Here is a 12,780-nt window from a genome sequence, read left to right on the forward strand (position 1 = left end):
TCCCGGCTGGTGCAGGCCACCGGGTGCCACTGGGTACTCTCGACAACTGTGACCTTCACCCCGCAGCCCATGCCCGACCAATTCGCACCGCTTCGTGCCGCGGTCCGCTACGGCCTCATCGGCCTGGTGGTACTGACGGTGGTGAGCGTGGGGATTTCGGTTGCTGCTGCGGGAACTCCAGGATTGTGGGGATCGATCATCGGAGTGGCCATCGGGGGCGGGTTCGTCATCACGACCGCGCTGTCGGTGGCTCTGACCACGCGGTTTCCCGCGTCGGCGGTCGGAGCGCTGTTGCTCGGTGGGTGGTTGGTCAAGATGGTCATCGCGCTGATCGTGCTCGTGGCACTCAAGGATGCGGACTTCTACAACCGGTATTCGCTCGGGCTGACCATTCTGGGGGCTCTGGTGGTGGTCCTGGGCGCGGAGGTGTTCGGTGTCGTCAAGACGAAGGTGGGCTACGTCGACAGCGTTCCTGCCGACGGGAACCCCGACAAGTCGTAGTACGACAAGCTGTCGTAATCGGTTAAGCTGAGGGCCGCCTACACAACGTCGTAGTTCTGTTGATAAAGTTTGCATCAAGCGATGGGTAAGACCGGGACGAAAGAGACTTTTTCCCCGGACTGGACCCCCGCAGGTAACCATCAGCGTGAGCTTCCTTACAGTAGGCCCGGAGTCACAGACTTCGGCAACGTAGGGTTTCGCCCTGAGAGTTGCCGAGTCGACGTGAGTCGCCGACACCCGACAGACGCTTGGCCGATGAAGACCGGGCCTCAGCCTCTGACGATTGCGAGCCGATTTTCGTCGACTTGATAGATCGTCATTGTCCGATCGAACCGCAGCCGTTACTCGGTTGCGGCCCGAACACGGGAGAGACCGCTGAGCGTCACCACTCTGGCTGCGGAGTTCCATCCGCCGTCACTATCCGATTTCTTTCCTCCCGCGGTGCTGTTCGAGGGAACCCCGTTCGAGCTCGACCGGCTGATGCTCATCCGCATCCTGATGTCGGCTCTGCTGATCGTCTTCATGCTGATCGCTCTGCGCAGCCCCAAGATCGTTCCTCGCGGAATCCAGAACGTCGCCGAGATCGCTCTCGACTTCGTCCGGATCCACGTGGCCGAGGATGTCCTCGGCAAGGAACAGGGACGCCGCTTCCTGCCCGTCATCATGACGATCTTCTTCACGGTCTTCGCGGTGAATCTCAGCGCGGTCATACCGTTCCTGAACATCTCGGCCAACGCCCGCATCGGTCTGCCGATCGTGTTGGCCGCAGTCGCGTACATCGCGTTCGTCTACGCCGGTGTGAAGAAGTTCGGTGCAGCCAAGTTCGTCAAGGGCACGATCGTGATCCCGGGCATTCCGAAGGCCATGCACGTGCTGCTGATCCCGCTCGAGTTCATCTCGAACTTCGTGCTTCGCCCGTTCACGTTGACGGTGCGACTGCTGGCCAACATGCTCGCCGGCCACATCATGCTCGTGCTGTTCTTCAGCGCCACGCAGTTCTTCCTCTTCGAGGCATCCGCCGGCCTGAAGATCTTCGCCGCACCCTCGCTCATCATGGGCTTCCTGTTCACGATGTTCGAGATGCTCGTGATCTTCCTGCAGGCATACATCTTCGCGCTGCTGACGGCGATCTACATCGATCTGTCGCTGCACGCCGACTCGCACTGACCGACCAACAGACCGAACTAGCTACACCGCCACCTCCGACACCCGGATGTGGACCGAAGAAAGGGAACGGAAAACCGAATGAGCCTTGAAGTTCTGGCCCAGGCGCAGGAAATCACCGCCAGCGGATACGGCGCCATCGGCTACGGCCTCGCAGCGATCGGTGGTGGCATCGGCCTCGGCCTCGTCGTCGCCAAGAACATGGAAGCAACCGCTCGTCAGCCCGAGCTGGCCGGTCAGCTCCGTACGACCATGTTCCTCGGCATTGCATTCACCGAGTCCCTCGCCCTGATCGGCCTCGTCGCCGGCTTCATTCTCTGAGAGCGCGATGACAAACGCGATAACGCTGCTCGCAGCCGGGGCGGAGGGGGAGGAATCCCAGAACCCGCTGCTGCCCGCAACATACGACATCGTTTGGTCGATCGTCTGTGTCGTGATCATCGGCTTCCTGTTCTGGAAGTACGTCGTACCGCGTTTCCAGACGGTCCTCTCCGAGCGTTCCGAGCTCATCGAAGGCGGAATCAAGAAGGCCGAGCAGGCACAGGCGGAGGCGAAGGCTGCTCTCGAGCAGTACCACGCTCAGCTCGCCGACGCTCGTTCCGAGGCTGCGCAGATCCGCGAGGAAGCGCGCACCCAGGGACAGGCGATTCTCGCCGAGATGAAGGAAAAGGCGCAGGAAGAGAGCGATCGGATCGTGGCCGCAGGCCACAGTCAGCTCGTTGCTCAGCGTCAGCAGATCGTCACCGAACTTCGTGGCGACCTCGGACGTACGGCCGTCGAACTCGCCGAGAAGGTCATCGGAGAGCAGCTCTCCGATGACGCGAAGCGTTCCAGTTCGATCGATCGCTTCCTCAACGAGCTGGATTCCGTCACCGCGGACTCCGCATCAGGAAAGTGAGTCGAACCATGTACGCAACTTCTCGTGAGGCGCTCGCCCGCACACGGTCGGTCGCCCACGAAGCTCTGGGGTCCGCGTCGGGCGGCGAGGCAACGGCCGTCGCCGCTCAGACCGGTGCCGAGTTGTTCGCCGTCGTCGAGACTCTCGACGCGCAGCGCACGTTGCGTACCGCTCTCGCCGACTCCTCGGTCGAGGGCGATCGACGAAGCGCTCTGGCCGGAGAGGTCTTCTCCGGCCAGGTGTCGAGCGCAACGGCGACCATCGTCAAGGCTGCGGCCGGCGAAAGCTGGTCCACCGCCCGTGACCTGCTGAACTCGCTGGTCGAGCTGGGACGCGAAGCTCTGCTCCGCGCTGCTGCCGATCAGGACCAGCTGGACACGGTCGAGGACGAGCTGTTCCGGCTCGGCCGCATCGTGGCTGCCAACCCGCAGCTCGAGCAGGCATTGTCGGATCGCTCCAAGCCGGCACAGGCCAAGCGCGAACTGCTGGGTCGTCTGCTCTACGGCAAGGTCACCGCGGTCACCGAGGCGCTCGCGGTGCAGGCCGTCACGCGTCCACGGAAGGCGGCACCCGCCGACGTTCTGAACGGACTGGCAGATCTGGCCGCCGAACAGCGCGACCGCGCAGTTGCACACGTACGCAGCGCAGCCCCACTGAGCGACAGTCAGCTCGAAAAGCTGACCGCAACCTTGACCCGCACGTACGGCAAGCAGGTCACGGTGCACGTAGAGGTCGATACCGAACTGCTCAGCGGACTTGTCGTTCGTATCGGCGACGAGGTCATCGACGGTAGCGGGGCAGGCCGCCTCGCTGCATTGCGAAAGACGCTCAAATAGTCCGACACGGACACAGTAACGAGAAGAATTGCCTCGGCATTCGAGGCTTTTCATACCGCGATCATTCGAAGGAAGAGCAGGAAACACTATGGCGGAGCTGACGATCTCCTCCGACGAGATCCGTAGCGCGATCGATAACTTCACCGCGAGCTACTCACCGGAGTCTTCCCGCGAGGAGGTCGGCACGGTTACGGACACGAGCGACGGAATCGCTCACGTGTCCGGATTGCCGTCGGCGATGTCCAACGAACTCCTGGAGTTCCCGGGCGGAGTCCTCGGTGTCGCGTTGAACCTGGATGCCACCGAAATCGGTGCCGTCATCCTCGGTGACTACGAGCACATCGAAGAAGGCCAGGAAGTCAAGCGCACCGGAGACGTGCTGTCGGTCCCCGTGGGCGACGGCTACCTCGGTCGCGTCGTGGACCCGCTGGGCAAGCCCATCGACGGCCTCGGCGACATCGAGTCCTCCGAGACCCGCGCCCTCGAATTGCAGGCTGCCTCGGTGCTCGAGCGCCAGCCCGTCGAGGAGCCGCTGCAGACCGGCATCAAGGCGATCGACGCCATGACCCCGATCGGCCGCGGCCAGCGTCAGCTCATCATCGGCGACCGCAAGACCGGCAAGACTGCGGTCTGCATCGACGCGATCCTGAACCAGAAGGCCAACTGGGAGAGCGGCGACGACAAGAAGCAGGTTCGCTGCATCTACGTCGCCATCGGCCAGAAGGGCTCCACGATCGCAGGCGTCAAGGCTGCACTCGAAGAGCAGGGCGCACTCGAATACACCACCATCGTCGCCGCACCCGCGTCCGACTCGGCCGGCTTCAAGTGGCTCGCTCCGTACACCGGCTCGGCCATCGGCCAGCACTGGATGTACCAGGGCAAGCACGTCCTCATCGTGTTCGACGACCTGACCAAGCAGGCCGAGGCCTACCGCGCGATTTCGCTGCTGCTGCGTCGCCCGCCGGGCCGCGAGGCATACCCCGGTGACGTCTTCTACTTGCACTCCCGCCTGCTGGAGCGTTCGGCGAAGCTGTCCGACGAGCTCGGTGGCGGATCGTTGACGGCACTGCCGATCATCGAGACCAAGGCCAACGACGTCTCCGCGTACATCCCGACCAACGTCATCTCCATCACCGACGGCCAGGTCTTCCTGGAATCGGACCTCTTCAACAAGGGCGTCCGTCCCGCCATCAACGTCGGTATCTCGGTTTCCCGAGTCGGCGGCGCTGCGCAGACCAAGGGCATGAAGAAGGTCTCCGGATCCCTTCGTCTCGAGCTTGCTCAGTTCCGTGAGCTCGAAGCCTTCTCGGCGTTCGCGTCCGACCTCGATGCAGCGTCCAAGGCGCAGCTCGAGCGCGGCGCTCGACTGGTGGAGCTGCTCAAGCAGGATCAGTACGCACCGGTGGCCGTCGAAGACCAGATCGTCTCGATCTGGCTCGCAGGCCAGGGCACGTACGACTCCGTTCCGGTCGGCGATGTTCGCCGCTTCGAGACCGAGCTGCTCGAAGATCTGCACCGCAACGCAAGCGGCGTCTACGACAGCATTGCCGGTGGCAAGGCTCTCGACGACGACAACCAGAAGGCACTGACCGAAGCGACCGAGAAGTTCAAGGCCGGCTTCGTGGACTCGGACGGTAACCGCGTCGTCAACGAGGCCGAGGCAGACACTCTGAACGCCGACGAGGTCAGCCAGGAGCAGGTCAACGTCACCCGCAAGACAGTCAGCAAGTAGGCCGGCGATGACAGGTGACATGACGAGCACAGAAGGGAGCGTGAACAGCTAGATGGCAAGCATTCTCGAGCTTCGCTCCCGTATCAAGTCGGTCAACTCGACGAAGAAGATCACCAAAGCGCAAGAGTTGATCGCAACTTCGCGAATCACCAAGGCGCAGGCCCGCGTTGCCGCATCGAAGCCGTACGCGGAAGAGATCACGAAGGTGCTCTCCGCGCTGGCGAGTGCATCGAGCTCGCTCGATCACCCGTTGCTCAACGAGCGACCAGAGCCCAAGCGTGCTGCAGTCCTGGTCGTGACCAGTGACCGCGGTATGTGCGGCGGCTACAACTCCAACGTCCTCAAGGAAACGGAGGAGCTGTTCCAGCTCCTGCGCTCCGAGGGCAAGGACCCGGTCATCTACGTACTCGGCGCAAAAGGTCTGGGCTACTACACGTTCCGTGAGCGGGACGTGAAGGGTGCCTGGACGGGCTTCTCGCAGGAACCCGGATACGCCGATGCAGCGAAGGCCAGTAAGCATCTGGTCGAGCTGTTCATGGCGGGTTCGGGCACCGAGGTGGAGGCTCCCAACGGTGAAGGCACCGTCGAGGGCGTGGACGAGTTGCACATCGTCTACACCCGCTTCGTGTCGATGCTCACGCAGAAGCCCGAAGTTCGCCGGATGGCACCACTCGAAATCTCGTACACCGACGAGGAATTCGAGATGGGTGCGGACGCGCTGACCGACTCACCGACCGCGGATGTGCAGGCACAGTACGAGTTCGAGCCGGAGGCAGGCACTCTGCTCTCGGCGCTGCTGCCCAAGTACATCAGCACCAGGATCTACGCGTCGTTGCTCGATGCAGCAGCGTCGGAGTCCGCGGCGCGTCGTACCGCCATGAAGGCAGCGACGGACAACGCGAACGAATTGGTCGAGACCTTGAGCCGTCAGGCCAACCAGGCTCGGCAGGCCCAGATCACCCAGGAAATCAGCGAAATCGTCGGTGGCGCCAACGCGTTGGCCGACAGCGCAGGAAGTGACTAAGCAATGACCGCAGCAGTAGCCCAAGAGAACGCGAGCGGAGCGGACACACAGTCCGGCCGTGTCGTTCGGGTCATCGGCCCCGTTGTGGACGTCGAGTTCCCGCGCGGCTCGATTCCCGCACTGTTCAACGCCCTCAACGCAGAGATCACTCTGCCGACCGTGGCCAAGACCCTGACGCTCGAGGTTGCACAGCACCTCGGTGACAACTTGGTTCGCACCATCTCGATGCAGCCCACCGACGGCCTCGTCCGTGGCACGGCTGTCGTCGACTCCGGCAAGCCGATCTCGGTTCCCGTCGGTGACGTCGTCAAGGGCCACGTGTTCAACGCCCTCGGTGACTGCCTGGACACCCCCGGACTCGGCCGCGACGGCGAGCAGTGGGGCATCCACCGGAAGCCACCAGCCTTCGATCAGCTCGAGGGCAAGACCGAGATCCTCGAGACCGGCATCAAGGTCATCGACCTGCTGACGCCGTACGTCAAGGGCGGAAAGATCGGTCTGTTCGGTGGTGCCGGCGTCGGCAAGACCGTGCTGATCCAGGAAATGATCACCCGTATCGCACGCGAGTTCTCGGGCACCTCGGTGTTCGCAGGAGTCGGCGAGCGTACTCGTGAGGGCACCGACCTTCACCTCGAGATGGAAGAGATGGGCGTCCTCCAGGACACCGCCCTCGTCTTCGGACAGATGGACGAGCCGCCCGGCACGCGTATGCGCGTGGCGTTGTCGGCACTGACCATGGCGGAGTACTTCCGCGATGTGCAGGGCCAGGACGTGCTGCTGTTCATCGACAACATCTTCCGCTTCACGCAGGCAGGTTCGGAGGTGTCGACGCTTCTCGGTCGTATGCCGTCGGCCGTCGGTTACCAGCCCACGCTGGCGGACGAGATGGGTGAGCTCCAGGAGCGCATCACCTCGACCCGTGGCCGCTCGATCACCTCGCTGCAGGCGATCTACGTCCCCGCCGACGACTACACCGACCCGGCTCCGGCCACGACGTTCGCGCACCTCGATGCGACGACCGAACTGTCGCGTCCGATTTCGCAGATGGGTATCTACCCCGCTGTGGACCCGCTGAGCTCGACCTCGCGCATCCTCGAGCCCGGCATCGTCGGTGCCGAGCACTTCCGCGTCGCCAACGAGGTCAAGCGCATCCTGCAGAAGTACAAGGAGCTGCAGGACATCATCGCCATCCTCGGTATGGACGAGCTTCAGGAAGAGGACAAGGTTCTGGTCGGCCGCGCACGCCGTCTCCAGAAGTTCCTCGGCCAGAACTTCATCGTTGCCGAGAAGTTCACCGGCGAGGCCGGTTCGGTCGTGTCCCTCTCGGACACCATCGAGGCGTTCGACAAGGTCACCAAGGGTGAGTACGACCACCTTCCCGAGCAGGCCTTCAACAGCTGTGGTGGTCTCGACGACGTCGAGGCAGCCGCGAAGAAGATGGCCGGAAAGTAGACCGACGTGACTTCTTCCGAGAAGAGCGGCATGGAGGTCTCCCTGGTCGCTGTGGAGCAGAAGCTGTGGTCCGGTACTGCGACCATCGTCAGTGCTCAGACCACCGAAGGTGAGATCGGCATCATGGCCGGCCACGAGCCTGTCCTCGGCCAGCTGGTCGAGGCGGGCACGGTGTCGATCACGACGACCGACGGCGAGAAGATCATCGCTGCGGTGCACGGTGGCTTCCTGTCGGTGACGGGTAAGACCGTCACTGTGCTGGCGGAGTCCGCCGATTTCGCCGATGACATCGATGTCGAATCGGCACGGGCTGTAGTGGCAGAGAACGGCGACGACCTCGAGGCCATTGCGGTGGCCAAGGGACGTATCCGCGCTGTCGAGCGGTCCTAGGTTCACGAGAAGCCGCGACGAGACCTGCGATGCACTCCGGATTGATTGCTCTGATCATTCTGGTTGTGCTGCTCGCAGGGCTCGTCGCGGCTTTTGCGTATCGTCTTGCAGTGCTGCGGCGAGGTGGTACGGCAGCGATCATGCGTGTGCTGCCGTCCGAGGGCGGTGCCGGTTGGCGGCACGGCATCATTCGGTACGGCGACAACACGTTGGTGTTCTTCAAGCTGTCCAGTCTGCGGCCCGGGCCCGATCATCGGCTCGGTAGACAGGACGTTCAGGTGGGGGACCGACGGGCCCCCCGCGACACCGAGTTCGACATCATGACTCCGGACATCGCTGTGCTGGAGTTGTCGGACAACGGCAAGAAGTACGAAATGGCACTGGACAGAAGTGCGTTGACCGCTTTCCTGTCCTGGGTGGAGTCACGCCCGTCGGGGCGCTCGCGCCGCCGTCGGCCGGCGGCCTGAACGAGTCGCTTGCCGGAAATCAGTCGGTATCGGTACCTGTCGAGCGGCTCGCTCCGGGTACCCACTGCACGTCGCCCTCCGGGTTTGCGTACCTGCTCAGGATGAACAGCAGGTCCGAGAGCCTGTTGAGGTACTTGGCCGGTAGATCGCTCGTGGTTTCCGGGGAGGCGTGAACCGCTGCCCAGGCCGACCGCTCCGCGCGCCGAGCCACGGTGCGCGCGACGTGCAGCAGCGCTCCCAGAGGTGTTCCGCCGGGCAGGATGAACGACGTCAACGCCGGTAGCTCGTCGTTGAATTCGTCGCACCAGGCTTCGAGGCGGACGATGTAACTCTGATCGATCCTCAGCGGTGGGTATTCCGGATTGTCGACGACAGGCGTCGAGAGGTCTGCTCCGGCGTCGAACAGGTCGCTCTGAACGGTCCGGATGACGGTCCGCACGGATTCACTCGGATTTCCCAGTGCCAGCGCGACTCCGAGGCTCGCGTTGGTCTCGTCGCAATCTGCGTAGGCGATCAGCCGCTCGTCGTTCTTGGAGACCCTGGAGAAATCGCTCAATCCCGTGGTCCCGTCGTCGCCGGTCCGGGTGTAGATGCGCGTGAGGTGAACGGCCATGCGGCTACGGTACCGCGCGGGTGCCGGTCGGTACCGCTGGCTACGCTGTCGAAGTGAGTGAACGCTTTTTGGTCAACGGTGGTAATCGCCTCGTGGGTGAGGTGGCGGTCGGTGGTGCGAAGAACAGCGTCCTCAAGCTGATGGCCGCGGCCCTGCTCGCCGAGGGAACCAGCACGATCACCAACTGCCCCGACATCCTGGATGTTCCGCTGATGGCGGAGGTGCTGCGCGGACTCGGGTGCGAGGTGGAGCTCGACGGCTCGGTCGTCCACATCACGACCCCGGCCATGCCGAAATACCACGCCGATTTCGCGGCGGTTCGCCAGTTCCGAGCGTCGGTCTGTGTCCTCGGTCCTCTCGTCGCGCGGTGCAAGCGAGCGGTGGTGGCATTGCCGGGCGGAGACGCCATCGGGTCGCGTCCGCTGGATATGCACCAGTCCGGACTGCAGTTGCTGGGGGCGCGCAGCGAAATTCAACACGGATGCGTCGTGGCGGAAGCCGACGAGTTGCGCGGCGCGAACATCAGGTTGGCTTTCCCCTCTGTGGGAGCGACGGAGAACATCCTGATGGCGGCTGTGCTCGCCACCGGTGAGACCGTGATCGACAACGCGGCACGCGAACCGGACATCGTCGACGTGTGCAACATGCTCAACGAGATGGGTGCCGATGTCCGGGGCGCAGGCACTTCCACCCTCACCATCCGGGGTGTCAGCGCGTTGAAGCCGACGACTCATCGCGTCATCGGCGACCGAATTGTCGCTGCTACGTGGGGAATCGCGGCCGCGATGACGCGCGGGGACGTTCGAGTGCGTGGGGTCAACCCGAAACATCTGTCGCTCGTACTGGACAAGCTGCGGTCTGCGGGTGCCGAGGTGACCAGCGAACCGGACGGCTTCCGCGTCGTTCAGCACGAACGGCCGCGAGCAGTGAACTTTGCGACGTTGCCGTACCCCGGGTTTCCGACGGATCTGCAACCGATGGCTATCGGGCTCGCAACCGTCGCCGACGGGACGTCGATGATCACCGAGAACGTGTTCGAGGCACGCTTCCGGTTCGTCGAGGAGATGATCCGACTGGGCGCTGATGCGCGTACCGATGGCCACCATGCTGTGGTTCGCGGTGTTCCCCAACTTTCCAGTGCGCCGGTGTGGTCTTCGGACATTCGAGCTGGGGCCGGGCTGGTCCTGGCCGGGCTGGTGGCGGACGGTACGACCGAAGTGCACGACGTGTTCCACATCGACAGGGGCTATCCGCGATTCGTGGAAAACCTGACCGCTCTCGGCGGGAGCATCGAGCGGGTCAGCTGACCGACCTCTTCTCGAGAGCGTCGACCAGCACCCGGAGCGCGCGCTCGAATCGATCGTCGGCCACCGACCCGTAGCCGACGACGATGCCACCATCGGTGGTCGGCGATCGCGTCGAATGTGCGAGCGTCGGCAGATCGACTCCGTGGTCCGCGCAGTCGGCTGCAATATCGCGTGCAACGTCTGCGTCGAGTACGAGCACCGTGTGCAGCCCGGCACCGACGCCCCGAAGTTCGCCGAATGGCGCCAGCGCAGCGGCGACGACGCGGTCACGTGCCCGATAGATCCGACGTGCCGTGCGTACGGACCGGTCCCATTCGCCGTCCCGCAACAGCGAGGTCATGGCCTGCTGGACGGGAACCGACGGGAAGTCGCCGATGGCGCGACGTGTGTCGGTGATGCGCTCGACCATCGACGGGGGAGCGACCATCCATCCGAGGCGTACGCCGGCACCCAGCGTCTTCGATACCGTTCCCAGGTAGACGGCACGGTCCGGAACGAGCTCGGTGACCGTCGTCAAAGGTGCTATGCCGTAACGGAATTCGGAATCATAGTCGTCCTCGATGATGGTGGTTCCGGTACTTCGCGCCCAGTCCGCCAGGGCCCGCCGACGACCGATGGGCATGAGTCCACCGGTGGGGTACTGGTGTGAGGGGGTGACGTAAACGGCCGGGGTGCCGTGAGGAACCGATTCGAGCTCGTCGACGACGAGGCCCTCGCGGTCGACGGGGATGTCGTGAACGGACCACCCGCGGTGTGTAGCGAGGGCAGCAGCAGCCCGGTATCCCGGATTCTCCAGTGCGAGAACATGTTCGACGCCGACGTTTGCAGAGAGGGCACCCAGTGCCAGGTCCAGACCGTGAATGCTGCCCGTGGTGACGACGATCGAATCCGCGGTGGTGTGCAGCCCGCGTGCACGGCCGAGCAAGTCGGCAATGCGCATCCGCAAGTCGAGTGAGCCGGCCGGATCGGGATAGTCGCCCGGTGGGGGAGAGCCACCGACGTCTCGCCATGCCCGCTTCCACGCATCGGATGCGCGAGGCGGAGTCCACGGTATTCCGGGGCGCAGCGAAATGCGCTGAGTAGTCGGTTGGCCTTCCTGTTCTCGGTGCAGCCTGTGGTCCGACCGAACGGCATGCGGAACATCTCGGACGTAGTTGCCGGATCCGCGACGTGCCTCGAGCCATCCTTCGGCGACGAGCTGCTCGTACGCCTTCTCCACCACCGCACGAGCCAGACCCATTTCGACGGAAAGCGTTCTGGTACTGGGCAATCGGACGCCCGGCACGAGCTCGCCGCGATCGATTGCCGCCCGGATACCGTCGGCTACCTGAACGGGCAACGTGCGGCGGTCGGCTCGATCGATCGCGATCGACAGGGCATTCGGCGGCAAGGTCATCGTGCGTCACCTGTCCATGGCAGAAAGTGGCCTAGCATTATTGCTCCCTATTGGACCATGACAGTGAGCCAACGGGGCGGCACTCTGGTGGCATGACGGCCGACGAAACACTTCTGTCCCCAACATCCAGAACCACCGTGGTCCGAGGTCGGCAGCGTGCGCAGTCGGAGCGGACGGCATTGCTCGACGTGCTCCGATCGGCTCGCCTCTGTCATATGGGGGTGCTGGTGGGGAACGTGCCACGTGTGCTCCCGACCGTGTTCGGCCTGGATCCGGAGGGGCCGGACAGGGCGGGAACCCTGTACCTCCATGGTTCGGTCGCCTCTCGAAGCCTGGTGGAGGCGCCTGATCAGGACATCTGCGTGACGGTCACGGTCGTCGACGGGTTGGTTCTGGCCCGGTCCGCGTTCCATCACTCGATGAACTATCGAAGCGCCGTCATCGTGGGACGGCCACGTCGAGTGGAGGACGAGGACGAACGGGCACGGGCATTGGACGCCATAGTCGATCAGGTCGTTCCGGGTAGAAGCACATATCTGCGGGCGCATACGAGGAAAGAGCTGGCGGCGACCAGTGTGTTGGCGCTACCGCTGTACGAAGCATCGGTGAAAGCGCGGACCGGCGGACCGATCGACGACGAGGCCGACATTGCAGCAGGTGAAGTGTGGGCGGGTGTGATTCCGATCGGTGAATACGTCGGCACTGCAGAGCGTGGGGAAGATGTGGAACCGAACCTCGATGTGCCCGAACACGTTCTGGCGTTGTCCCGCTCATGAAACCCGTTTCTGTCGACTGTTCGCAAGATATGGCTGGCGTCACATGCGGGGATGTGCCGGCCGAATGCGAGGCCTTCTTGCGCACAGGTTCTCCGACCTGCGCGGATGCCGGCGGTAAGTCGATCCACCTGCCGATTTGCGTGTGTGGGGTTGGTGGCGTAACTTTTGTCGAGTCAGAGCGACGGACACCGACCCGGTCTTCACGGACTGGGTGAACGAGGTTG

General features: G+C 63.7%; 14 protein-coding genes. 12 read left to right on the top strand and 2 right to left on the bottom strand.

The window, feature by feature from the left end; all coding sequences use genetic code 11:
* Positions 1-69 precede the first annotated feature (69 nt).
* The 10 genes from ASH04_RS07710 to ASH04_RS07755 all read left to right on the top strand — a co-directional run bounded on the left by ASH04_RS07710 (position 70) and on the right by ASH04_RS07755 (position 8,464).
* Positions 70-501, top strand: coding sequence for a hypothetical protein (locus ASH04_RS07710; protein WP_045840958.1), 432 nt, complete (start codon positions 70-72; stop codon positions 499-501).
* Positions 502-942: 441 nt separating this feature from the next.
* Positions 943-1,668, top strand: a complete 726-nt coding sequence (gene atpB, locus ASH04_RS07715) for a F0F1 ATP synthase subunit A (RefSeq protein WP_027497905.1) — start codon at positions 943-945, stop codon at positions 1,666-1,668.
* 78 nt (positions 1,669-1,746) lie between these two features.
* Positions 1,747-1,986, top strand: coding sequence for an ATP synthase F0 subunit C (locus tag ASH04_RS07720; protein ID WP_008715092.1), 240 nt, complete (start codon positions 1,747-1,749; stop codon positions 1,984-1,986).
* A 7-nt stretch (positions 1,987-1,993) separates the two neighbouring features.
* Positions 1,994-2,563 (top strand): F0F1 ATP synthase subunit B, encoded by a 570-nt coding sequence (locus ASH04_RS07725; RefSeq protein WP_027497903.1) that lies wholly within the window; start codon positions 1,994-1,996, stop codon positions 2,561-2,563.
* Positions 2,564-2,571: 8 nt separating this feature from the next.
* The gene (locus ASH04_RS07730) at positions 2,572-3,399 is read left to right on the top strand and encodes a F0F1 ATP synthase subunit delta (RefSeq protein WP_027497902.1); all 828 of its coding nucleotides are present in this window, start codon (positions 2,572-2,574) and stop codon (positions 3,397-3,399) included.
* 88 nt (positions 3,400-3,487) lie between these two features.
* On the top strand, positions 3,488-5,131 hold the full coding sequence (gene atpA / locus ASH04_RS07735; RefSeq protein ID WP_032365581.1) for a F0F1 ATP synthase subunit alpha: 1,644 nt from the start codon (positions 3,488-3,490) through the stop codon (positions 5,129-5,131).
* Positions 5,132-5,183: 52 nt separating this feature from the next.
* Entirely contained in the window at positions 5,184-6,155 is a 972-nt protein-coding gene (locus tag ASH04_RS07740; RefSeq protein WP_032383690.1) for a F0F1 ATP synthase subunit gamma, read from the top strand.
* Between the two features lie 3 nt (positions 6,156-6,158).
* Complete coding sequence (gene atpD, locus ASH04_RS07745) at positions 6,159-7,607, top strand: F0F1 ATP synthase subunit beta (protein WP_027497899.1); 1,449 nt, start codon at positions 6,159-6,161, stop codon at positions 7,605-7,607.
* 30 nt (positions 7,608-7,637) lie between these two features.
* Positions 7,638-7,997 (top strand): F0F1 ATP synthase subunit epsilon, encoded by a 360-nt coding sequence (locus tag ASH04_RS07750; protein WP_027497898.1) that lies wholly within the window; start codon positions 7,638-7,640, stop codon positions 7,995-7,997.
* 29 nt (positions 7,998-8,026) lie between these two features.
* Positions 8,027-8,464 carry a DUF2550 domain-containing protein gene (locus tag ASH04_RS07755; protein ID WP_027497897.1) on the top strand — a complete coding sequence of 146 codons (438 nt, stop codon included), beginning with the start codon at positions 8,027-8,029 and terminating at the stop codon, positions 8,462-8,464.
* 19 nt (positions 8,465-8,483) lie between these two features.
* Here the strand turns inward: ASH04_RS07755 and ASH04_RS07760 are convergent, their stop codons facing one another.
* Positions 8,484-9,077 (bottom strand): cob(I)yrinic acid a,c-diamide adenosyltransferase, encoded by a 594-nt coding sequence (locus ASH04_RS07760; protein WP_032391979.1) that lies wholly within the window; start codon positions 9,075-9,077, stop codon positions 8,484-8,486.
* Positions 9,078-9,130: 53 nt separating this feature from the next.
* Here ASH04_RS07760 and murA point away from each other — a divergent pair, with 53 nt between their 5' ends.
* Positions 9,131-10,384 (top strand): UDP-N-acetylglucosamine 1-carboxyvinyltransferase, encoded by a 1,254-nt coding sequence (gene murA, locus ASH04_RS07765; RefSeq protein WP_027497895.1) that lies wholly within the window; start codon positions 9,131-9,133, stop codon positions 10,382-10,384.
* Here murA and pdxR read toward each other — a convergent pair.
* Positions 10,377-11,780: a MocR-like pyridoxine biosynthesis transcription factor PdxR gene (pdxR, locus tag ASH04_RS07770; protein ID WP_235579963.1), complete on the bottom strand. Its 1,404-nt coding sequence runs from the start codon at positions 11,778-11,780 to the stop codon at positions 10,377-10,379. The genes murA and pdxR overlap by 8 nt on opposite strands.
* 92 nt (positions 11,781-11,872) lie before the next feature.
* Here pdxR and ASH04_RS07775 point away from each other — a divergent pair, with 92 nt between their 5' ends.
* Positions 11,873-12,556 carry a pyridoxamine 5'-phosphate oxidase family protein gene (locus tag ASH04_RS07775; RefSeq protein WP_032391980.1) on the top strand — a complete coding sequence of 228 codons (684 nt, stop codon included), beginning with the start codon at positions 11,873-11,875 and terminating at the stop codon, positions 12,554-12,556.
* The last annotated feature ends 224 nt before the right edge of the window (positions 12,557-12,780 follow it).

Source organism: Rhodococcus sp. Leaf233 (genome assembly GCF_001426165.1).
GTDB classification, from domain to species: domain Bacteria; phylum Actinomycetota; class Actinomycetes; order Mycobacteriales; family Mycobacteriaceae; genus Rhodococcoides; species Rhodococcoides fascians.